This is a genomic window from Robertmurraya mesotrionivorans (assembly GCF_050971805.1).
In the GTDB taxonomy this organism is placed as follows: Bacteria; Bacillota; Bacilli; order Bacillales; family Cytobacillaceae; genus Robertmurraya_A.
In genome coordinates, this window is record NZ_JBPCCH010000005.1 from 32099 (window position 1) to 55046 (window position 22948).

Below are 22948 nucleotides of genomic sequence, written 5' to 3' on the forward strand. Positions count from 1 at the left end.
AGTCCAATCATATAAAGAGTCGCTTTTCAGAAAGGTGGTTGCTATGAAAAGAAAATGGGTTATTGGACTTTCTATTCTACTTGGATTGTTATTAGCATCGATTGTCATGTACACAAAAGAAACACGTCTTGCAGCAAAGTATGAATTAGGAAATGAACTCGTGGGTGAGATGGTTAACGGTACTCTACCCGTTATTGAAGATAAAACGCAGTTAAACAAGTATTTTTATCAAATTATTAAAGAAGAAAAACAAAATCAAAAGTTTTTTACTGGAATAAAAGAAGAGAAAGCTTCGGAGGTATCCTCCATGGATAATGCTGCTTCTGACACAAGTTCAAAAGCAAGTGGCCAAGAGGTCTCAAGTACAAATGTTCAAGTTCAAGGAATTGATGAAGCAGATATTGTTAAAACAGACGGTGAATATATATATCAAGTAGTAGATGGTAGGGTAAATATCATTTCTGCCAAATCAGCTGAAAAAATGGAACATATGGCGTCCATACAATTTCAACAGTCATTTTCTCCTTCACAATTGTTCTTGGATAAAGGACAGTTATTAATAATAGGCTATAGTTATGAGCCTAAAGCAGTTGGAAAGAAAATAGCGGCAGACAGTTTGTATGCACCTATGAATGAAATGACAAGTGCTCTTGTTTATGATGTAAAGGATCCAACAAAGCCAACTTTGGAAAGAGAAATATCACTGGAAGGATATCTTTCAAGTGCTAGAAAGATAGGGAGTAAGGTTTATTTAATCGCAAATCACTTTCCACAATATTGGTTATTGGAAGATGGGGATGGAGTTGATTTACGCCCAAGATACTCAGACTCTGTAAATAAAGAGGAAGCAACTTCTGCATCTTATGATGAAATACAATATATTCCTGGATCAAAGGAAGCAAATTTTACCACTATTGCTGCTTTTGATCTTGCTGAACCTTCCCAGGAAGCGAAAATTACTACTTACCTGGGGAGTGGAGGTCAGCTGTATATGTCGAAAGAGAACCTCTATTTAGCCCTTACGAACTGGAGATCAGCAGAAGAGCGAAAGGAAGCGTTCACACCAAGTACAATGATATATAAATTTGGGATTAATCAGTTAGATGTTACTTATCAAGGCAATACAGAGGTGGTTGGAACAGTTCTAAATCAATTTTCCATGGATGAACATAATGGTTATTTCCGAGTGGCAACAACCGAAGGAGATAGTTGGGATGAAAGCAAGCCATCCAAAAACCACTTGATCGTATTTGATAAAGATCTAAAACAGGTCGGTGCGCTTTCTGATCTTGCAAAAGGAGAAAGAATCTACTCAGCAAGGTTTATGGGTGATCGCATATATATTGTGACTTTTAAAGAAACGGACCCCTTATTTGTCATAGATGCGTCAGAGCCAAGTAATCCAACAATCCTTGGAGAACTAAAAATTCCAGGATTCAGTAATTATCTGCATCCTTACGATGAGAATCATATTATTGGTTTTGGTTACGATACAAAGCTAGTGACTATGGAGGGAGATAAGGAGCCTAGAGTTTTAACAGAGGGTGTAAAACTTTCCTTATTTGATATAACCGATGTTAGTAATCCAAAAGAAAAGTTTACTGAGATCATAGGGGGAAGAGGAACGTATTCGCCTTTAAATTACGATCATAAAGCATTGCTATATAATAGGGGAAATGGCCTCTTTGCTTTTCCAATCAATGTGTATGAGAGTGTGAAAGGAAATGAGTACGAGCAAAAATTTATTTTCCAAGGTGCTTATGTATATAATGTAAGTGTCGATAAAGGTTTCTCCTTGAAGTCAAAGATCTCTCATATGAAGGGGAAAGAACTGTATGAGGAATGGGACAATGAAATTCAACGCTTGGTATATATTGATGAACAGCTTTATGCCCTATCTCATTCAAAAATAAGTTCATACAGTTTAGAAAACTATGAATTCATTTCAGAATTAGAATTAAAGTAAATGTGAAGGGAGCTATTATGCTCTCTTTTTTCGTTGCTATGTCAATAGTCTTATTCTATAATAATTCGTATCTAGAAATAATAGCCAAAAGCTTTTGTATAAGGAGACTATCTATGATTCGCCGATTTTTTACTTATTATGGGCCACATAAAAAGTTGTTTACGATGGACTTTACTGCGGCTGTAATTGTTGCAATATTAGAGCTAGCTTTTCCGCTCGCTGTTCAATGGTTTATTGATTCTCTTTTGCCTAGTGGAAACTGGTCAATGATTGTTTCTGTCAGCCTAGGATTGCTAGCGTTTTATATTATCTCGACTTTTTTACAGTACATCGTTAATTACTTAGGTCATATGCTAGGAATTAATATTGAGACAGATATGAGACAACAGCTGTTTACCCATGTTCAGAGACAGTCGTTCCGATTCTTTGATAATACAAAGACGGGTCATATCATGAGTAGAATAACTAACGATTTATTCGACCTTGGGGAGCTGGCTCATCATGGACCAGAGGATATCTTTATTGCGTGTATGACATTTATTGGTGCGTTTTGGATTATGTTAACTATTAATGTCAAGCTGGCGCTGATTGCTGTGTTTATGGTGCCTCTATTAATCTGGTTAATTACATTTTGTAATCTTCGCATGAATAAAGCGTGGAGTAATATGTATAGTGATATTGCTGACGTAAACTCAAGGGTTGAGGATAGTGTTTCAGGAGCGAGGGTTGTACAATCATTTACCAATGAAGCTTTTGAAATTAATCGATTTAAATCAAATAATGAAAGTTTTCGTTTATCAAAACTATCTGCCTATAAAGTGATGTCTTTTAGTTTATCAGGCATTTATATGATGACCCGTTTCTTTGTCCTTATTGTGTTGGTTTATGGAGCATGGCTAAGCTTTTCAGGGGAACTGACGTATGGAGAGCTTGTAGGTTTTATTTTGTATGTGAATGTTCTATTTAAGCCAATTGATAAAATCAGTGCGATTATGGAGCTTTATCCAAAGGGAATGGCAGGGTTCAAACGCTTTTTGGAACTGATTGACACGACTCCAGATGTTTTGGATCAAGATGACGCTATTGAGATGGATACATTAAAGGGAAATATACGCTTCAAGAATGTAAATTTCCATTACGACAGCTCAAAATCCATTTTACAAGGCATTAATTTACAAATAAATGAAGGAGAAACGGTTGCATTCGTTGGTCCTTCAGGAGCAGGGAAAACAACGATTTGCTCACTTATTCCTCGTTTTTATGATGTAACGAGTGGGGCAATCTCTATAGACGGCATTGATATTCGATCCATGACGAAAAAGTCTCTTCGATCTAATATCGGTATTGTTCAACAAGACGTGTTTCTTTTCACAGGTACAATACGAGAAAATATTGCTTATGGAAAATTACATGCCAGTCAGGAAGAAATTGAAGATGCAGCGAGACGATCTCATCTTCAAGACTTTATTGCTTCATTGCCAAATGGATACGAGACACAAATAGGGGAAAGAGGATTGAAGCTTTCAGGAGGACAAAAGCAACGACTCGCGATTGCTAGAATGTTCTTAAAGAATCCACCTATTTTAATTTTAGATGAAGCTACATCAGCACTAGACACGGAAACGGAAATGATTATTCAAACAGCCCTATCTGAGCTTGCAAAAAATCGCACGACACTTATCATTGCCCACCGATTAGCAACGATTCGAAATGCCAATCGAATAGTCGTTGTAACAGAGGAAGGAATTGCTGAGCAAGGTACTCATGATGAATTAATTGAAAAAGGTGGAATATTTGCGAATCTGCACCAAGTACAATTTCAACAACAATAAAAACAGTGGCTTCTGGGAGGAAGCCACTGTTTATTTGTGTATTACATAAATGGAGGAAGACCGTTACCCATTTCCTTAACAATTAGTGATATGGATTCAATTTGCTTTTGATCGAGATCAAGTGCCTCTGCAATCTTATTTTCGAGATTTTTAGTAACATTGCGTTTTCCTAGTTCAACTAAGGCGATAAGTGAGTAGCTACAGTTAACAAGTTTTGCAAAGTCTCGTTGGGTCATGCTGTAGCTTTCCCTAATAAAACGAATGATTTGGCTGTCCATAGATTCACCTCTTCTTCTTTACGAAACTCCTAATCACCTATGTTTTTCTTGTATACACTATCTTTATAAAACTATTAATAAATTAGCACTTTCATGAAGGTCTGTAAAGATGCTTTTTACGATTTATAAATAATAACAATAAATAGAGCGTGAAAGTTGTGATTTTCTAAAATTTCATCCATACTATTTGATATGTAATCAGTAAAGGAGCTGCTGCTTTTTGAAATATCGAGTGTCTGCTGTTCAATATCACTTACATACGATTTCATCATTTGAAGATTTTGCCGCTCAGTGTGAGCACTACATAAAAACAGCACAGGAATTTGGATCAGATTTTATACTCTTTCCGGAATTTTTTACAACCCAACTATTATCCATCGGTGATGAAAGTGGGAAAGCTTTATCCATAAATGACCTTCCCAAGTTTACAGAAAAATATATAGATTTATTCAAAAATTTTGCCTCAGAGACAGGAATGCATATCATTGGGGGAACGCATGTGTTAGAAAGACAGGGTAAGCTCTTTAATGTTGCTCACTTGTTTTACCCAGATGGCCGTGTAGAAGAACAAGCGAAGCTTCATATTACTCCTACTGAAGTGGAAGAATGGAATATGTCTGCTGGGGATGGACTACGAGTGTTTGATACAGATAAAGGTAGAATTGCGATGCTTACCTGCTATGATATAGAGTTTCCTGAAATCGTTCGAATGGCAAAAGCAAAAGGGGCAGATGTAATTTTTTGCCCGTCATGTACAGACGACCGTCACGGGTTTCATCGTGTACGCTATACAAGCCATGCAAGAGCCATTGAAAATCAAATCTATGTCGTACTTACTGGAACAGTTGGATCCTTGCCGACAGTTGACTTTATGCGTGGCAATTTCGGTCAAGCGGTGGTTATCACACCAAATGATGTTCCGTTTCCACCACAAGGAATTATGGTTCAGGGGGAAATTAATGATGACATGATCGTTACCGCTGACCTTGATTTAGACCTTCTTTATGAAGTGAGGGAAAAGGGTTCAGTTACGACATGGCGCGATCGTAGAATAGATCTTTATACTGACTGGAAATAAATTTTTAAAAAGGAGTGACAGGAATGGATTACGTTCGTATTACAAGCATTGAAGATCCTTTGTTTGTTAAGATGCATGAGTTAATGAAGGAAGTTTTCCCACCTGAAGAGGTGTTAGAATTTGAATTATGGAAGGAGCCTTTAGAAGATCCAAGTATTCGTGTGTTCGTTGCGGTACAAAATGGTGATGTAGTTGGTTCAACAGAATATCGTTACTATCCGAACTGGAACATTGCAATGACAGACTTTACAATTATTGGTCGCCAAGGTCTTAGTTTAGGACGCTTTCTAGCTCAAAACCGTTTAAAGGACCTTTCTGCATTAGCGAAAGAAAATGGGAAAGAACTGTTCGGAATGTTTGCTGAGATTTATGATCCTTATCAGCGCGGTGATTTCGAATTTGGCGGAGTAAAAGCAATGGATCCGTTTGTAAGAAGGGAAGTACTTTCCCATCTTGGATACAAAAAGTTAAACTTTACATATGTGCACCCCTCTTGGAAAAATGATGGGGAAGCGGTAGCCGGTCTTGATTTATGCTTTATGCCATTAGATGATCAACTTGAAGAGATTTCTTCAGAGTTAGTGGTTGATTTTATTACAACATATTACAGTGTGTTATCAAATAAGCCTGCTCAGTGGGTCCAAATGGTAGAAGATCTGAAGAAAAGAGAAACGATTGAGTTACTTCCCCTGTAGTTCAAAAAAGGATGAAGCGGTTATGCTTCATCCTTTTTTGTTATATGTGCTGTTAAAAGTTGATGATATGTTTGCCCTGTCGAAAAAGATACTAAACCTAGATTATTCGATAACTCTGTAATGCTCTTTTTATTTACATATTGGTAATGAATACTTTCAGCTAACGTCACTGCTTTGGTTTCAGCAATTGAATCGTAATGGAAATTTTGCTTTTCGTCACAAACACGGACAATCCTGTCTTCTGTTTGAAAAATGGTATAAAGAACAATGGCAGCTTTTAGTGCTAATCCAGACACGCCTCTAAAGGTTTCATTTTTTAATGGGCTGCTTGTAAGTTGGAGTAGTTTGATTTCCTCTTGGTTACCGAATTGTGTCCATACTTCTACCGCAGATGCCATATGAGCATCTCCTGATAGAATCGTTATTTCAGAGGGATCCAATTTCATAAGCACTTCATAAAAATGATACACGCCTTTTCCGTTCATTCTCCATGCCTCTAAATCAAAGGAAGTCGTCACAGGTATCCCTTTATTTCTTAATGGAGAAATATACTTTTCAAGGAAAGATTCAATTACCTCCATGCCATACAGAGGGGCAGGGGAAACGATGACTAATGGATCTTTCTTTCGCCAACCACTTTCAAATAATTTGGTTGTAGCAAAGGTCCAGCCCTGCTCATTGACTAGTTCAGGGCCTGAAGTAGAAGGAGGTATCCACCTACTTGACTGATTCTTACTATAACTCCATTCTCGGCTTGTGCGTGTATCTAAACATAACACTTTTGGTTTAGTAGGTGCGATGTATGTCCAAGGCCCAAAGCCAATTATGGAGTTGATCCACCTTTTATAAGTGTGTAAATTGTAGTGTTTGTTATTTACATACTCAGCTAAAGGGAGGAAGAAGTCACTTGAAAAACGCGAGGGGTCATTTCCCCAGCCTTGGAAGGCAAAGTAGGCTGTTAAGGCATTTGCAAGGACGTGTTTTCCAAGTGGAGAGTTTTCCACATTTTCCTTCCATTTTTTCGTTATATTCCAATCATCTGTAATATCGTGGTCATCAAATATCATATACGTTGGTATATTTGCTAGTAGTCTTTGGGTTGAAAATGTAGAGTTTGCAAAGTTTATAATGTCTGCATTATTGGAGGTATTACTAAATTGAGGCAGAATGTCCTTCCAGAGGGCTGGGCCAAAGCTTAACAAATACATGGTTGCATATTCTCCGAGAGTAAATAAGTGATAACTAGATTTTCTTGACGTGAATTTACAAACGTATTTAGAAATCTGTTTTCTATTAGTGTAGTTTGTTATTCGTTTATCAATAGTAGGTAAGTCTTCCTCGTATCCCATCAATATCTCTGCGATTTTGCGTATAAATGGAAAGATGAGTTCTGAAACATCATCGGCATAAATTTGATCACCCGTTAAAAAAAGAGCTGCAGGACGTTTTGTAAAATCCAATTGGTGTTTTTCCAGTAGTTGATCTCCTAAAAGAAGGCAATCTTCGCCCTTGCCATGTATTTTTCTGCATGAGCCATACAAGAACGAGGAGGATTCTGTACTTGTTATAAAAAAGGACGGGTATTTTAAAGACGAATAAACGATCCGAGAAGGACTTTTATGATCTAAATATCCTAGCTGTTGCAAGTCAAATGTATGGTTGCCCTTTGAAAAAAATAAATTATAGCCTAATAATTGATCGGTGGGGAAGACGTTCTTCAATGGATTGATTGTCATTAGGTGTATATAAAGTTGTTTTCCTAATGGTAGTTTGTGGTTTTTAACTGAAATGGGAAGGATTTTATGATTTTGATCAGTGATATAAAGGCTTGCTGTTATGTCATAGTTCTTAGAGGTTGCTAGCCATATGGTAATTTGATATTCATCTACTCTTCTCAAAATCGGACCGGATAAAATAGGAGGAAAATTCAAATGATTCACCCGTCCTTCCTAATGGTTAATTTCCTTTGATTCCTCATTTCGAAATCATATGTAGTTACTCCTGAAAAAATAATACTTTTATCCCTTGAAACGCAAAATAAAGACCGAAGCCTAATAATGATACGCCTGAGAGGATAGAGGTGAGAATGATGTACTTCAAACTTAGCCACTTCCGAAAAAGGCTTGTAAGGCCGGCAACAAATACATCCCACAGAGCAAGTCCGAGAAATATCATTGAACTATACAGAAGTAAATCAGCTGTTCCGAAGCTTGATGCTGTTTTTGCCAGGACCGATCCGTAAATACCAAGCCAAAACAAAATAGAGAGAGGGCTTGATATAGACATGATAAATCCGATCAAAAAGCAACGAAAAATAGATTCGTTATTGCGCTGATAGTCAAAGGTGAACTTGTTAGCAGTCACAATACTTTCGATCCCGCTATAAATAAGAATAAATCCTCCAAAAAGCCATAAAAAAACCTGGATTAATGGATTGTCAAGAAAATGTACAATGCCCATATACACGGTTAACATAAATATTCCATCTGCAATCATCGAACCAGCTCCAACAGCCCATGAATGCCAGAATCCATTTTTTAAACCTTTATCTAATCTTGCTGCATTTACAGGCCCAATTGGGGCAGCCAGTGTTAAGCCAAGAACGATATAACTTAGGTAAATCACATGATCACTCCACTCACTAGGATTGTCCAAAGGGGATAACTTGTACATCTTATGCGAGTGGAGGGGAAAAACATTCACAAGAATGTAATTTTTAAGTAAGACAAGCCTTAAATGTGTCTAATTTTCAAAAAATATTTGACAAATTTGTGAACTTTATTAAAATATAAATAAAGGGGATGAAATAATATGAATGAGATGCAACGTAGAGCGTTAGGACCAATTAGTACAATTGCTAAATTTGGTTTAGTAATGGGGGCATTGTTGTTTTTATACAGCTTTTTTGAAAGCGGTATCACAATGAGTTATACACTTTCTATTAGCATTAGTATTATGGCTTCATCCATGTTGGTGTTCGGTTTTGGTTTATTTATTTCCTTAATGGGAGAATTGCGCAAATAAAAAAATCCGGCTATTAAGCCGGATTTTTGTTTTTATTAATGAGCAGCATGCCCTGATGTTAACACCCAGATAGAACCAACTACGATTACAACAGCACAGAATACCATAAATGCAATATTTATGATATTTACTTTGCCATCTTCTCCTTCTGTCATATGCATAAACATGAACAATTGAAGACCTGCTTGAATGACAGCTAGTGTCCCTATAATCCACATGACAATCGTAAAGGACAAGTTCATCTCAAGTGCCACCCATGCAGCAACGAATGTGAGTACTAGTGACAATACGAATCCAAAGACGTGAGCTAGCGGAAAACGTTCTGTACTTTTTTCCATCTATAACACCATCCCTTTTAAATAAACAAACGTGAAGATAAAGATCCATACAACATCAAGGAAGTGCCAGTAAAGACCAATAATAAACGTCTTTCTAGCAGTAACAGGTGTTAATCCACGCTTAGCAATTTGAATGATAACCATTGTTGCCCAGAAAATCCCGAAGGTAACGTGAGCACCGTGTGTTCCTAAAAGGACAAACAAGCTTGAAAGAAAAGCGCTTGTTTGCATGGTTGCACCTTCATGAACGTAATGAATAAACTCATTAATCTCCATGAACAGGAATCCTGCACCTAATAGCAGGGTTAAAATAAACCAACCAATTAAGCCCTTCTTATTGTTGCGGCGCATTTCCCAAATAGCAACACCCATCGTAAAACTACTAGTTAAAAGAAGGACCGTCTGAATCATTACTTCTTTGATCATAAAAATATCTTGATGAGTAGGGCCACCTGCGTAATTTTTGTAAAGTACACCGTAAACACTAAAGAGGGTAGCAAATAATACAATTTCGGCCCCGAGGAATATCCAGAACCCTAAAATATTCATACGGCTTTGTTCTGTTTGATATTCTAATGGGAGGGAAGTGTTCACATTAGCTGACATGATTATTCACCTTACCTTCCATTTTCTTCCAAGCGCTTTCTGTCTTTCTAATTTCGTCCTTATGAATGTGGTAACCATCATTGTAATCAAATGAACGATAAATCAATCCTGCAATAATAAGCACAGCAGATATTGCAGCTAATAAATGCCACTCGAAAATGAGGAAGAATCCAACAATTCCGAAGGCCACACACATTAAGAACGGCAGACCAGAGTTGCTTGGCATATGAATTTCTTCTATTTCTTCGTCTTTTAATGTAAGACCTTCATTATTCTTTTTCATATACCAGAATGCATCTAAAGATTTCACTTCTGGTAGTTTAGCAAAGTTATAGTGTTGAACAGGTGAAGCTGTTGCCCATTCAAGTGTTCTAGCATCCCATGGGTCACTTGAAATGTTACGGTCCGCATAACGAATGCTCCAATAAATATTGTAGCAGAACATTGCAAAACCAGCTGCTAGGATAACTGATCCGATTGCAGACAGTAAGAATAGAGGCGCAAATCCTGACTCAACAGAGAAGGTATAAGCACGTCTAACAGCTCCATTTAGACCTAGGAAGAACATTGGCATAAAGGTTACGTTAAATCCGATTACAAACAACCAGAAATGCCATTTTCCTAATTTTTCATTTAACATAAAACCAAACATTTTTGGCCACCAGTAGTAAAGTCCAGCGAATACTGCAAATACCACACCTGGAATTAATACATAGTGGAAGTGAGCAACTAAGAATAAAGTATTATGGTACTGATAATCAGCAGCACCCATCGCAAGCATAACACCTGTTACTCCACCAATAACAAAATTAGGAACAAATGCTAAAGACCAAAGCATAGCCGTAGTCATTTTAATTCGACCTTTACGCATCGTAAACAACCAGTTAAACATTTTTACACCCGTCGGAACGGCAATCATCATCGTTGTGATAGAGAAGAATGAGTTGACTAAAGCGCCAGATCCCATTGTGTAGAAATGGTGAACCCATACAAGCATACTTAGTACTGCGATGGCAACGATTGAAACGACCATCGATTTGTAACCGTAGAGCTGTTTGCGAGAGAATGTCGAAATAATTTCAGAAAACATCCCGAAAGCAGGGAGGATAACGATATATACTTCAGGGTGTCCCCATAACCAGAACAAGTTAGCCCAAAGCATGTCAGATCCACCAGCAGCTACTGTAAAGAAGTGTGTACCGTACAAGCGGTCAAATGTCATTAACGCAAGTGCAACCGTAAAAATAGGGAATGCGGCTACAATAATAACGGAAGTGATTAGAGTTGTCCATGTGAACATAGGCATTCTCATTAATGTCATGCCTTTTGTACGCATTTTTAAAATCGTTACGATAAAGTTAATACCAGTCATCAAAGTTCCTAGACCAGCAATCTGTAATGAGATTGCGTAGTAGTTATTCCCGATTCCTGGGCTGAATTCTTTACCTGCAAGAGGGAAGTAAGAAGTCCATCCTGCATCTGGAGCACCACCTACAACGAATGCGATATTAAACAGCATCGCACCGCTGAAGAATAACCAGAAACTTAATGCATTCAGCTGAGGGAACGCTACGTCTCTTGCTCCAATTTGAAGCGGAATAACAACGTTCATTAAACCAATTAAGAATGGCATGGCCATGAATAAAATCATGATAACACCATGAGCCGTAAATACTTCATTATAGTGCTGTGCGTCTAATAAGCCCATTTCTGGACGAGATGTTTGAGCTTTCATCATTAGTCCATCCATACCGCCACGGAAGAACATAAGAACAGCTGCTACGATATACATAATTCCGATGCGTTTATGGTCAACGGTAGTGATCCATTCTCGCCATAGCCATTTCCATTTTTTTAGATACGTAAGACCACCAATAATTCCTAGAGAAGTTAATAAAATAGCAATCTGTGAACCTAGGATAATTGGATCTCCCGTAATCAGAATTTCATCCCACTTAATGCCCACTATGGTCACCTCCATGGTCTTCCTCATTATTTTCTACATCAGTAGTATCTTTTTCATTTGACTCTTCATCTTCTTGATCAAAAATCTTTCCTTGGTACCCATGGTAACGATAGTCTTCAGGGTCTGTCACAAGCTCAGAATCGTGATCCGCATGGTTGATCCAAGCTAAGTGTGTGTTGGAATAAGTTAAACGACCAAGATGTGTTGGTTTCAGTAGTTCCATGTACTTCTCTTCTGTAAGCTCTGGAGCAGTTTCTTTTACTTCTTTTACCCATGCATCATACTCTTCATCGGTCTGAGCAAGTACTTCAAATTCCATTTGAGCGTATCCGCGTCCGTTGAAGTTTGTGTTTCTACCCATATATGAACCAGGATTGTCAGCAACTAAATATAGTTCCGTTTCCATTTTATTCATTGAGTACTTTTGTCCACCTAAAGCTGGCACCCAGAAAGATTGCATCGTTCCAGCCGATGTTAATTTAAACAGTACAGGAGTATCTTCTGGAATGTTCACGTAGTTAATGGTTTCAATTCCTTCTTCTGGATATGAGAATATCCATTTCCAGTCTGCAGACGTGACGTGAATAACGATCGGTTCTTTTTCCTCATACCCTGCAGGAACATCTTCTAAGTCATACAATGTTGTTACTGTTGGAATCGTTAAAGCAATAACGATTAAAATAGGAATAGCTGTCCAGACGATTTCTAATACGGTACTACCGTGTTCTTCTGGCGGCTCATAACCCATGTTTTCTGGCTTTTCTCTATATTTCCAAACAATATAGCCAAATAAGCCAAATACGACAACTACTACTAAAAGCATCCACATTAGAGACCAATTAATTAACTCCATGATACTTCTAGCTACTGGCCCTTGAGGCTGAAATACAACCATTTCACAACCGCTTAAAAATAATAATGGTACGGCTGTTACAAGGGATAGAAATAGCATTTTCAACTTCAATTGTTTCATCTCCTTCTTATATGAAATCAGGTTTGTGTTTTGTTTCACAAGGAAAATTAGAGTTTACCACAAAAAGATATTTTTGTATAACAAAATGTTCGTGTTTTCACAATGGACATTTTGTCATTATTTCTTAAGGTAAAAATCTATCTACTTCCTAATTACCACTATGTAGATGATAATAACATGTTAAAAGAGATTAATTTGTGACAAAAATAGTAAGGAAAATAATGTTAGGGTGAAAAAATGAGGGTGAATGTTGATATATCAAGGGTTTTTTAGTATATCTTTATCTGTTTTAAATTTCGACAATTTTGTGACACGATGTCACAATTCATTCATATTTAGAGGAAAACGATTACATAATATAAGAGCAAAAAGGGATGAGGACAAAATAAAAATCAGGCTCACCAAAGCCTGATTTATTGATACGACATTACAAATAGTTCCTGATTTTTTTTCCACTCAGCATATAAAACCTCTTTATACGAATGAAAGTTCTGTTTCGATAGTTCGGTTTTTAACCACTGTTCATTTAGTCCTGCTTCTTGGAGATTTCCATACAGGACTTCGCCATCAAGTATTAATGTTGTAGGAATAGAAGCTTGCTCTGCTTGGATGTTTAAATCATCTAAAGTGGGTGGTCTATTCTGGGATTTCGGTAGTACACTAACAATTCCATTCGTCTCAAGGATTGCATACTGAACTTCCTGCAGAGAAAAATACCCTTGTTGACGAACTAAACTTTGCAATTGATTTATGTCGAGTTTAGCCTTTTTTAACGTTTCATATTTTATTATTCCATTCCGAATAACGATATTTGGTTCACCTTCAAGCGCTTTTCTAGTCTTTTTAAATTTCTGAGTGATAATTTCAACCCCATAAATTAAACCGCCCCAAACAATAGTGCTGAATACAATTTCCACCCAGCTTGTTTCATGGTCATAAATGGCGTTCCCAATTAATTCACCAAGGATAAGAGCTGAAATAAAATCAAATGGTGTAATTTGTGATAGTTGAGTTTTACCAAGTGATTTTGCTAATAGAAAAAGCAAGAGAAAACCGAGTAACAATTCCGATCCAACAGTTAAATAATGTGTCATATCATATTAACTCCTATTCAAACAGTAGGTTATAACCTGAGTACTATTGCTCATCATCAAGAAAAGGAAGGTTAACGTAATAATACATGGCCCCCATGAGGATACTACCTCCAATGAGATTGCCGATGGTCACCGGAATGAGATTATGAATGACTCCTGAAAAAGAGATCGTTCCAGGATGATTCAGTACAAGTGCGATAGCAAAGGTACACATATTAGCAATACTGTGTTCATATCCAGAGATGAAGAAGCAAAAAACAAATAGTATCATTACAAATAGCTTTGCACCATTTTCCTTCATTCCCATAGGAATAAAGAAAGCTAGACAAACAAGCCAGTTACAAAGAATAGCTCTAAAGAAAAGTTCCATTGTTGGAACATGCATCTTTTTCTCAACAACACTTAACAGAAAACTATTTACCGAAGCCTCCGCAAATAAACCTGTCACATAAATTAATAAAGCAAATGCTGTTGCACCTAATATATTTCCTATGTAACTTAACCCCCAAAGTGTCCAAACATGTTTCCAACTCATTTTTTTCCTTAGTGCTGTATAAGTATAATAAAAGGTATTACCTGTAAATAAATCCCCACCACCATAGGCAATTAGGATAATAGCTGCTCCAAATGTAAAAGCTGCCATTGGATATGCAACAGGAGAATGCTCATTGTAAAAATAGCCGCCTGTTTTAAAGGCAACAATTACTCCAAAACCAATGAACATACTTGCGAGCATACTACGTAATAGATATCGCAGGATGCTTTGTTTATATGTTTTTAATTTTTTTAAGGCAAGCTTTTCAACTTCTAAAAGTGGGTAATTTTCCATCATTTCCTCCTGAACATCAAACTTCTCCAAAGTTATTATTTCTAAATTTTGCGTGGCTATGTACTATCATAACATTCTTAAAGTTTCATTTTAAGTTATAAAAAGAGAAGCTCAGGGATAATTTTCCTGAGCTTCTCTTCGATTAAGATCGTAATTGTTGCTCTGCCATTTGGATGAGGCGTTTAGTCATTTCTCCTCCAACAGAGCCATTTGCACGTGCGGTTGTATCTGCACCAAGTTGAACTCCAAACTCATTGGCAATTTCTTCTTTCATCTGATTCAGTGCATTTTCTGACCCAGGTACCAATAGCTTGTTTCTACTCATGGCTATCCACTCCCGGCACAAGTTTTGAGCATGAATTATGCTCAAATATAGTTTGAGTTGAAGTATTCAAAAATATACTAAGATGTCATTACATTTTCTACCTGTGAAGGAAAACTGGGTAAAAGAATGGTTGCAGTTGTGCCTTTATTTGGTTCACTACTGTAGGAAATATCTCCACCATGCTGCTCAATAATCTTAAAGCTAACGGTTAATCCAAGACCAGTTCCATTTTCTTTTGAACTATAAAAAGGCTCACCAAGACGGTTTTTCGCTTGCTCAGATATTCCTTCTCCACTATCAATCACACGAATAACTGTCATCCCATCAGAATTTACATCAAGTATGACATCCACTGTACCGCCGTTACTAGACGCTTCAATAGCATTTTTAATGATATTAATGAGCAATTGTTTGATTTGATTTTCTTCACAATTGATGGTGGGAGAGTGAACTTTATAGAAGTTTATATTTACATTCACCATATTTGCTTGCGTTTCTAATAAGGAAATAACATGTTCAATCGTGTTACTAACATCGGTTTTTGAAAAATTTACTTTTTGAGGCTTTGCTAAAAGCAAGAGCTCACTAACGATATCATTTATTCTTTCTAGTTCACTGAGCATAATTTCGTAATATCTGTCGTTTTTCTGATCAGCAGGACGGATAAATTGAACAAAGCCCTTAAGAGAAGTTAGTGGGTTTCGTATTTCATGGGCAACACTAGCAGCTAGTTCTCCAATTACAGATAGTTTTTCCGAACGTACTAATCTTTCTTCAGCAAGCTTTTTTTCTGTAATATCTCTTCCAATAACTACTAGACCTTTTCTCGAGCCATCTTCATAAAACAATGGATGTTTAATGGTGTCAAATGTTTTTGTTCCTCCATCAGGAAGAGGAATTACTTCCTCGCATCTAGTAACCGTTCGGCTTTCCCAGGCAATGCGGTCTGAATATTCTTCACAGTAAATGAGGGCATCACGGTAAAACTCACTGTATTCAGCCAATTCTGTGTCCGTTTTTCCTTTATAATCCACATGTTCTAATTGAAAAAGTTCTAGTCCGAAGCTATTTGTTTTTAGCCAACGTCCTTCTCCATCTTTAAAACAAACAAAGTCAACCATTGAATTAATCAATGTAGATAATTGTTGTTCCTCTTTTTCTACCGTTTTTAATTTATGGCTTTTCTTAACGATTATAAAGAAAAAGGACAAATTAAAAATAACAAATAGAATATCTTTTAAAAGGTGTGAAAACTTATTAGAAGTAACATCACCTGTTATATAAACATCACCTAAAACATAAATTAAACAAAAAAAGATATAGACAATAACCATTTTTTTCAATGAGTGTTCTCCTGTTCTTCCTATATACAAAAAATAGTAAAAAAGTACCAATAAAATTTCATGATAGTTCTATCTGTAAAAGTACCATGTTTTTTTCAAAAAAGGAAGAGGAATACAGAGAATCAAGCTACAGATAATTTTATTCCAACAGTGTTAGTTTGTAACTTCAATACAAATCAAGACGACTAATAAGGTAAAAGGATTACAAAATGAGGTGTTTATGTGAAGAAAATCTTTGTGTTTTTAATAGCAATTTTTATTTTAGGTGGGTGTGGTGCTGAAAGGGAAGCAGAACCGGTAGTATCATCAGGTAAAGAGGAGGGAAATATGGATACAGTTCAAGGAGAAGTAGTATCAAAGCTTATTGAAGTTAGTCCTCTATTGTTTCAGTATCATGTGAAAAATGACTCAGGCAAGGAAATTACACTCGATTTTACTTCCTCGCAAAGGTTTGATTATTCAATAGTAAATTCAAACGGAGAAGAGGTGTTCTTATTTTCAAGTGTCAGCTCCTTTTTACAAGTGATAGGAAAAGAGGTACTCGCTCCAGGGGACCAACTATCTTATAACATTAACGTGAAAGATGTTGAGTTAAGTAAAGGAAAATATACGTTAAATGCTTGGATGACACCAAGGACGGGTAAGGCGTATAGCTCGTCAATTGAATTCTCAGTTGAATAAATGACCTTGTTTGTGGAAATGCCTAACTTCCAAAAAGGATGTTAGGCATTATCTTTTATAGCCGCTAGGAATAGAAGAAGAAAATGGTATAATAGGTTGGTAATGTATTTAAAGGCTCAGAAGGAGGTTGAAGGAGCTAGTGCGGTTTACAAAAAGTATTCCTAATATGTTTACATTAGGAAATTTATTTTGCGGCTTTTTATCCATCGGTTTTGCAGCGGAAGGTGAATATAATAATGCGGCCATTTTAATACTAATTGGAATGATGTTAGATAGCATGGATGGACGCTTAGCGAGAATGCTTAAGGCAGATAGCTCACTGGGAAAAGAGCTGGACTCATTAGCAGATATCGTTACGTTTGGAGTCGCTCCGTCATTTTTAGTGTATTATACATATTTAAATCAACTTGGTAAGTTAGGGATTATGGTTGCTGGTTTATTCCCATTGTTTGGTGCTTATCGACTAGCAAGATTTAATATAAGCAGCTCGAAATCTAGCTTAAATTATTTTATAGGTGTACCAATTACTGCAGCTGGTGGAATTCTGGCCTTATTAACGCTATTTGGTAATTATATTCCGAACGTAATAACAACCGTTGTATTTACAGGATTATGTTTCTTAATGGTAAGCCGGATAAGAATCCCAAGTTTTAAGGAAATTCCTTTACCGAAATACGGGACGATTGTTACTCTCTTTATCGGGTGTTTGTTATTTGTTATCTATAAAGGTACATATAAGCAATTCCCATATTTAATCTACATAGCAACTCCGCTTTACATCGCATATTTAGCCTATCGCTTTGTAAAAAAGAAAAATAATAAAGAAGAACTGGAATAGAAAAACCCCTTCATTTTTAGAAATGAAGGGGTTTGTTTTGCTTATTTTACTTAAAGAAAACTTTATCAATATTATATTTTGCCTGTTCTGTGTTGATAATATATGTTTCATAAATTTCTCTTTCCATCGCATCTTCAACAGTGATAACAGCAATTTTGTATACTTCATCCCGATGTTTTTTAATAGGAGAAACTTGATCCTCAAAATGCTTTTTCACTCTTGGGCGAAGCTTCCTTGCTTTACCAACAAACAGTAAATCATCGCTTGCATTAAAGAAAAGGATTATTCCACCTTTATCTCTTGGGATTTTGTGATAATCAGTAAAACCGTATTCGCTGCTTATTACTGCTTCAACTGGCTCTCCTGCTTGTCGCTTCTTAGTAATTACGACATCTGGGTTAGGTATTTCAATTTTTATCATATGTATTCACTTCCTATTCTTCCATTGATACTATCATTATTATAGGTAAAAATCTACTTTGTAATTACTAAACGTTGTGAGTATTATCACTAATTAATCAAAAAGAGAAATTATGAACGTTTTGTGAATAGCTCTAATCTTATTTCTTATATTAGATGATCCATTCTTTTACATGATGATTTGGTGGGAATAGTAATTTAGTAGTAGGAAAAAAGTATATTATAATGGTTAATTTGATTTTGTCAAATTGGCTATGTTAGGAAATGTAACATGAATTAAGGCGAATTTTTAAACTATAGAAACAACTATTGAAGAGTACGAACTTGCTATGGATAATATTTCTATAAATAACTCATTATGTAATATGAGACCGTAGGAGGAGTACTTGATGAAGATAATTGATAGCTATATTTTAACAAGTGAAACACTGTTTATGATTCCTGAAATCGATCCATACGATAATGTATGTACGATGGTTCAGGAAGGAAAGAAATCCTTTTACGTTTCGAAAACTCCTAAAAGAATTTTAGAGGAAACCATGAAATACTATGGATTTACCTTAGAAGGGGCGATTAATGGGGCAAAAGCAGTATTAGGTAATTATCATATGGTTCCAATAGTTATTAGTGCACCGTTGAACATGTATTGGTTTCCAACCCAATCTCCTTCTAGTGACCACTGTATATGGATCTCTCTTGTACATATTGAGGACATTGTACAATATAGTTATCTGCAGTCCCTTGTTTCCTTTAAAACGGGGATATCCATTATCATTAACAAGAAAGCCGCAAGATTAATTAACAAGCAACAGCAAACAGCCATTTTAAAAGTACGAACCGAACAGCGGCTTGCCAAGAAGGATTCCTACTTAATCCTCCACAATAAATATAGTGGAGTTCAGAGGGGAGAAAATCCGTTGGTAGAATAATTGAAAAAAAACCGGCATGTGTATATATGTGCCGGTTTTTTGGTGAAGTGTTTTAGTCAAAGACGATTGTTTTGTTTCCAAACGGAATAATTCTATGGCTATTATGCCATTTTACCGCCTTTAATAGTACCTTCCTTTCAACTTGACTTCCAATTTTCTTTAAGTCAGAAAGTTCATGATGATGTTTGACGCGCTCGATATCTTGCTCAATAATAGGTCCTTCGTCTAGATCATCCGTTACATAATGGGCTGTTGCACCAATTAATTTAACTCCTCTTTCATAGGCACGCTTATAAGGATTTGCTCCTATAAATGCTGGAAGAAAAGAGTGGTGAATATTAATAATTTGATATGGATAATGCTCGATAAATTCGGGAGACAAAATTTGCATGTATCTTGCTAAAACAATGGTATCTATTTCATATTCTTTTAATAGTTCTAATTGCTTCTTTTCAACTTCTTCTTTTGTTTCACGAGTAAATGGTAGATAGTAAAAAGGAATATTAACATTCTCAACATATTCTCTTAAATCCTCATGATTTCCAACAACTAATTTAATATCACCTAACAAATCACCACGTTGCCATTCTAGTAATAATTCGAGGAGACAGTGATTCTCCTTTGAAACAAAAATGGCTAAGTTTTGTGATTCACTTCCATAATTAAAGGAATACTTCATATCAAATGTTTCGGATAGAAGATCGAATGAGTCTTCAATAGATCGTTTTTTATTTTCTAAATCTAAACATTCGAATTCAATTCGTAAGAAAAAATGACCGGCTTCTGGGTCAGTTGAATGTTGGTTTGAATCGATAATATTGCAGTCATGTTCAAATAATGTCGTTGAAACCTTCGAAACGATGCCTGGTCTATCAGGGCAGCTGATTAGTAGGATTCCACGATGTTTTCTTTTTTCTTTTAAGCCGTGTTGCAAGGTAATCCCCCTCGTTGTAATAATATTGTCCAATCATACTACACACTATAGTAGTTTTGTACATAAATATTTTTTTAATGTGAAATTTGATAATTTTCAGAACGCAGGAAAAATCCTAGTAGTACAACTAGGATCAATTGAATAGACTTTTTTATTCCTCCATTTTAAAAGAAGTTTTTTTTGCTGCTCTTTTTTTACTGTAAACATAATAAAAGGTGAGAAATAGGAGGAATATTCCCCCAAGTACATATTCGTTAATAGTGGAGGATAAAAAACCAGCAGGAATAAGTGCTAAAACAAAAAAGTAAATGAAATTTCCAATCAGGGTTCCGAGTAGAAAGCTAGAAAACTTAATAGAACTGACCCCCGCTAATATATTCACCAAGCTAGTCGGTACAAAAGGAATTATTCTTGCTTCAAACACATAAAGAAATCCTTTATTTTCAACTTTTTCTACTAGCTTTTCATCTACCTTACTTAGAAGCCAGCTTTGAAATAAATACCGAACAAGGAAGAAGATAATGATGGCTGCAAGAATACTTGTTAACCAGCTCCATAAAAATCCTAACCAAAAGCCAAAAAAAGTTATATTTATGGTTATTACTATTAGTAATGGGATGATCGTGAAGGTGTTTTGAATGATCATGACAAAAGTTGAAAATAGTAAAATACTGATTCGATTGTTTCCAACAAATGTTTTTATCTTCTGTAAGTCACCCTCAAGGATCGATTCAAACAGAGTAGAATTTTTCAGAAAAATAAAAATACCTAAAATGATAAGAACAAAAACTACATTTCTCCAATTAATCAATAGCCCGCTTATAGCTCGATCTTTCATATAAGTTACATTAGTGGGTGATACAAATATTCAACCACTGCTCCCCTTTATCTAGACTATTTTCCGCCTTGTTTATCTTATTAACTCTCCGTCAATAGTGTACCACAGAGAGGGTGTCAGACACTCTAAAAAGACAAAATGGGCATTTTTGTCCGTGTGGAATGGACAGTGGGAAGAAATTCTATTGTAAAATAATCTTACATACTAAATCGAAATATTTAAAAAATTAAAAATAATTCTTTTCAATTGTGACAACTCTTATTATAATAAGAAAATAATATACTAAAGGGGGAATTTATTTGGAAGATTTCGTAAACTGGTTGAATGGAATTATATGGAGTCCAGCACTTATTTATTTATGCTTAGGAGTAGGATTGTATTTTTCACTTGCGACTAGATTTTTACAGGTTCGTCATTTGGGTGATGTAGGAAAATTAATGTTCCAAAAGCATTCATCAGAAAATGGTATTACATCTTTTCAGGCTTTATCATTAGCTCTATCTGGACGTGTTGGTACTGGTAATATCGCAGGGGTGGCTACTGCAATTGCTTACGGTGGACCTGGTGCTGTTTTTTGGATGTGGTTAATTGCGTTTTTAGGAGCGGGATCTGCGTTTGTTGAGGCTGCGCTAGGTCAAGTGTACAAAGTAAAACAAAATGGTCAATACCGTGGGGGACCTGCTTTCTATATTGAAAAAGGTTTGAAAATGAAATGGTATGCAGTTTTATTCGCATTTGTTACGGTGCTTGCAACAGGTGCTTTGCTTCCAGGAGTTCAAGCAAATAGCATCGCCGCGGGTATGGACAACGCTTTTGGTATTAGTCCAGCAATTACGGGAACAATTGTTGTTTTCGTCTTAGCTGTTATCATCTTTGGTGGAGTTAAGCGTATTGCTCGTACAGCTGAGATTATCGTACCATTTATGGCAGTAGGATATATTATTGTAGCTTTAGCAATTATTGTATTAAATATTTCTCAATTACCAGGAGTTATTTCATTAATCTTCTCAAGTGCTTTTGGCCAAGATGCTGCTTTTGGTGGAATACTTGGATCTGCTATCGCTTGGGGGGTAAAGCGTGGGATTTATTCAAACGAAGCGGGTCAAGGTACAGCACCGCATGCGGCATCAGCAGCTGAAGTTTCGCATCCCGCGAAGCAAGGGATTGTTCAAGCTTTCTCGGTGTATATTGATACATTATTCGTTTGTTCAGCAACAGCGTTTATGATTTTAATTACAGGCATGTACAATGTTACTCCTGAAGGGGCTGACCCAATTCGTATGAATTTAGAAGGAGTAGAACCTGGTCCTCAATATACTCAAGCTGCGGTTGAGTCAGTAATGCCAGGATTTGGTGGTCCATTTGTTGCAGTTGCTTTATTGTTCTTTGCATTCACAACAATCATGGCATACTACTATATGGCAGAAACGAATCTTGCTTACATAAATAGCAAGAAGAGCCGTAAATGGATGGACTATGTATTACGTGTTGTGTTCTTATTTATGGTGTTCTACGGAAGTGTGAAGACAGCGGGTCTTGCTTGGACGCTAGGTGATATTGGGGTAGGAAGTATGGCGTGGCTTAACATTATTGCGATCGTTCTACTAACGAAGCCAGCATTAAAACTTCTTCGTGATTACGAAGAACAAAAGAAAGCTGGAAAAGACCCTGTATTCGACCCAGTTAAAGTCGGAATTGAAAACGCAGAATTCTGGGAAAAGGATTATGTGTACCTAGGAGATCACGAGGAAACTAGAAAAGATTTTGAAAGTAGTAAAACAATAAGTAAATAAGCAGTTACTTAAGCTCATATTGATTTGGTAGATGTTCATTACACCAAATTGATATGAGTTTTTTTATTTAATAAACTGTCCACCTGAGGAGGACAAAAAGGGAAAAGTGTCCACGAAGGGTGTCTGACACCTACCCGGTGTGGTATACTTTTCGGAAAAGGGCTTGAA

The 22948-nt window shown here is 36.3% G+C and carries 23 protein-coding genes; 9 read left to right on the forward strand and 14 right to left on the reverse strand.

All coding sequences use genetic code 11. The features are described from left to right. The first annotated feature begins 43 nt into the window (after positions 1 to 43). Both ACRX5O_RS10480 and ACRX5O_RS10485 read left to right on the forward strand, forming a co-directional pair. Positions 44 to 1966 carry a beta-propeller domain-containing protein gene (locus ACRX5O_RS10480; protein WP_433905906.1) on the forward strand — a complete coding sequence of 641 codons (1923 nt, stop codon included), beginning with the start codon at positions 44 to 46 and terminating at the stop codon, positions 1964 to 1966. Positions 1967 to 2079: 113 nt separating this feature from the next. Continuing rightward, positions 2080 to 3798, forward strand: a complete 1719-nt coding sequence (locus ACRX5O_RS10485; protein ID WP_433905907.1) for an ABC transporter ATP-binding protein — start codon at positions 2080 to 2082, stop codon at positions 3796 to 3798. 41 nt (positions 3799 to 3839) lie between these two features. On the opposite strand, the gene ACRX5O_RS10490 is transcribed toward ACRX5O_RS10485, so the two are convergent. After that, positions 3840 to 4076, reverse strand: a complete 237-nt coding sequence (locus tag ACRX5O_RS10490; protein ID WP_119708758.1) for a helix-turn-helix domain-containing protein — start codon at positions 4074 to 4076, stop codon at positions 3840 to 3842. A 220-nt stretch (positions 4077 to 4296) separates the two neighbouring features. Here ACRX5O_RS10490 and ACRX5O_RS10495 point away from each other — a divergent pair, with 220 nt between their 5' ends. Together ACRX5O_RS10495 and ACRX5O_RS10500 are read left to right on the forward strand one after the other, a co-directional pair. Further along, positions 4297 to 5154: a carbon-nitrogen hydrolase family protein gene (locus ACRX5O_RS10495; protein ID WP_391557251.1), complete on the forward strand. Its 858-nt coding sequence runs from the start codon at positions 4297 to 4299 to the stop codon at positions 5152 to 5154. Between the two features lie 23 nt (positions 5155 to 5177). Then, on the forward strand, positions 5178 to 5849 hold the full coding sequence (locus tag ACRX5O_RS10500; protein ID WP_433905908.1) for a GNAT family N-acetyltransferase: 672 nt from the start codon (positions 5178 to 5180) through the stop codon (positions 5847 to 5849). Between the two features lie 20 nt (positions 5850 to 5869). Here ACRX5O_RS10500 and ACRX5O_RS10505 read toward each other — a convergent pair whose 3' ends face one another. Together ACRX5O_RS10505 and ACRX5O_RS10510 are read right to left on the reverse strand one after the other, a co-directional pair. Then, positions 5870 to 7789: a metallophosphoesterase family protein gene (locus ACRX5O_RS10505; protein WP_433905909.1), complete on the reverse strand. Its 1920-nt coding sequence runs from the start codon at positions 7787 to 7789 to the stop codon at positions 5870 to 5872. 55 nt (positions 7790 to 7844) lie between these two features. Beyond that, positions 7845 to 8474, reverse strand: a complete 630-nt coding sequence (locus ACRX5O_RS10510) for a LysE family translocator (RefSeq protein WP_433905910.1) — start codon at positions 8472 to 8474, stop codon at positions 7845 to 7847. A 186-nt stretch (positions 8475 to 8660) separates the two neighbouring features. Here ACRX5O_RS10510 and ACRX5O_RS10515 point away from each other — a divergent pair, with 186 nt between their 5' ends. After that, positions 8661 to 8873 carry a hypothetical protein gene (locus ACRX5O_RS10515; RefSeq protein WP_433905911.1) on the forward strand — a complete coding sequence of 71 codons (213 nt, stop codon included), beginning with the start codon at positions 8661 to 8663 and terminating at the stop codon, positions 8871 to 8873. Positions 8874 to 8908: 35 nt separating this feature from the next. Here ACRX5O_RS10515 and qoxD read toward each other — a convergent pair whose 3' ends face one another. From qoxD to ACRX5O_RS10555, 8 genes are all read right to left on the reverse strand, one after another. After that, entirely contained in the window at positions 8909 to 9211 is a 303-nt protein-coding gene (gene qoxD / locus ACRX5O_RS10520; protein ID WP_433905912.1) for a cytochrome aa3 quinol oxidase subunit IV, read from the reverse strand. Then, positions 9212 to 9817: a cytochrome aa3 quinol oxidase subunit III gene (gene qoxC / locus ACRX5O_RS10525; RefSeq protein ID WP_119708751.1), complete on the reverse strand. Its 606-nt coding sequence runs from the start codon at positions 9815 to 9817 to the stop codon at positions 9212 to 9214. Continuing rightward, positions 9807 to 11783 carry a cytochrome aa3 quinol oxidase subunit I gene (qoxB, locus tag ACRX5O_RS10530; protein WP_433905913.1) on the reverse strand — a complete coding sequence of 659 codons (1977 nt, stop codon included), beginning with the start codon at positions 11781 to 11783 and terminating at the stop codon, positions 9807 to 9809. The genes qoxC and qoxB overlap by 11 nt, the downstream gene beginning before the upstream one ends. After that, positions 11773 to 12756, reverse strand: a complete 984-nt coding sequence (gene qoxA / locus ACRX5O_RS10535) for a cytochrome aa3 quinol oxidase subunit II (RefSeq protein WP_433905914.1) — start codon at positions 12754 to 12756, stop codon at positions 11773 to 11775. The genes qoxB and qoxA overlap by 11 nt, the downstream gene beginning before the upstream one ends. A 413-nt stretch (positions 12757 to 13169) precedes the next feature. Next, the gene (locus tag ACRX5O_RS10540) at positions 13170 to 13850 is read right to left on the reverse strand and encodes a DUF421 domain-containing protein (protein WP_433905915.1); all 681 of its coding nucleotides are present in this window, start codon (positions 13848 to 13850) and stop codon (positions 13170 to 13172) included. Positions 13851 to 13893: 43 nt separating this feature from the next. Next, complete coding sequence (locus ACRX5O_RS10545) at positions 13894 to 14679, reverse strand: formate/nitrite transporter family protein (RefSeq protein WP_433905916.1); 786 nt, start codon at positions 14677 to 14679, stop codon at positions 13894 to 13896. Between the two features lie 142 nt (positions 14680 to 14821). Next, entirely contained in the window at positions 14822 to 15004 is a 183-nt protein-coding gene (locus ACRX5O_RS10550; protein ID WP_119708747.1) for an alpha/beta-type small acid-soluble spore protein, read from the reverse strand. Positions 15005 to 15081: 77 nt separating this feature from the next. After that, complete coding sequence (locus ACRX5O_RS10555; protein ID WP_433906107.1) at positions 15082 to 16338, reverse strand: ATP-binding protein; 1257 nt, start codon at positions 16336 to 16338, stop codon at positions 15082 to 15084. A 231-nt stretch (positions 16339 to 16569) separates the two neighbouring features. Between ACRX5O_RS10555 and ACRX5O_RS10560 the strand changes: the two genes are divergently transcribed. Together ACRX5O_RS10560 and pssA are read left to right on the forward strand one after the other, a co-directional pair. Continuing rightward, on the forward strand, positions 16570 to 17028 hold the full coding sequence (locus ACRX5O_RS10560; protein WP_433905917.1) for a BsuPI-related putative proteinase inhibitor: 459 nt from the start codon (positions 16570 to 16572) through the stop codon (positions 17026 to 17028). 139 nt (positions 17029 to 17167) lie between these two features. Then, complete coding sequence (gene pssA / locus ACRX5O_RS10565; RefSeq protein WP_391557261.1) at positions 17168 to 17866, forward strand: CDP-diacylglycerol--serine O-phosphatidyltransferase; 699 nt, start codon at positions 17168 to 17170, stop codon at positions 17864 to 17866. Between the two features lie 46 nt (positions 17867 to 17912). Here pssA and ACRX5O_RS10570 read toward each other — a convergent pair whose 3' ends face one another. Further along, positions 17913 to 18287, reverse strand: coding sequence for a nucleotide excision repair endonuclease (locus ACRX5O_RS10570; RefSeq protein WP_433905918.1), 375 nt, complete (start codon positions 18285 to 18287; stop codon positions 17913 to 17915). A 388-nt stretch (positions 18288 to 18675) separates the two neighbouring features. Here ACRX5O_RS10570 and ACRX5O_RS10575 point away from each other — a divergent pair, with 388 nt between their 5' ends. Next, positions 18676 to 19215: a competence protein ComK gene (locus ACRX5O_RS10575; protein ID WP_433905919.1), complete on the forward strand. Its 540-nt coding sequence runs from the start codon at positions 18676 to 18678 to the stop codon at positions 19213 to 19215. Positions 19216 to 19267: 52 nt separating this feature from the next. Here the strand turns inward: ACRX5O_RS10575 and purU are convergent, their stop codons facing one another. Both purU and ACRX5O_RS10585 read right to left on the reverse strand, forming a co-directional pair. Next, the gene (gene purU / locus ACRX5O_RS10580) at positions 19268 to 20149 is read right to left on the reverse strand and encodes a formyltetrahydrofolate deformylase (RefSeq protein ID WP_433905920.1); all 882 of its coding nucleotides are present in this window, start codon (positions 20147 to 20149) and stop codon (positions 19268 to 19270) included. 151 nt (positions 20150 to 20300) lie between these two features. After that, on the reverse strand, positions 20301 to 20987 hold the full coding sequence (locus ACRX5O_RS10585) for a TVP38/TMEM64 family protein (protein WP_433905921.1): 687 nt from the start codon (positions 20985 to 20987) through the stop codon (positions 20301 to 20303). A 299-nt stretch (positions 20988 to 21286) separates the two neighbouring features. Here ACRX5O_RS10585 and ACRX5O_RS10590 point away from each other — a divergent pair, with 299 nt between their 5' ends. Next, positions 21287 to 22780: an alanine/glycine:cation symporter family protein gene (locus ACRX5O_RS10590; protein WP_433905922.1), complete on the forward strand. Its 1494-nt coding sequence runs from the start codon at positions 21287 to 21289 to the stop codon at positions 22778 to 22780. Positions 22781 to 22948: the final 168 nt, after the last annotated feature.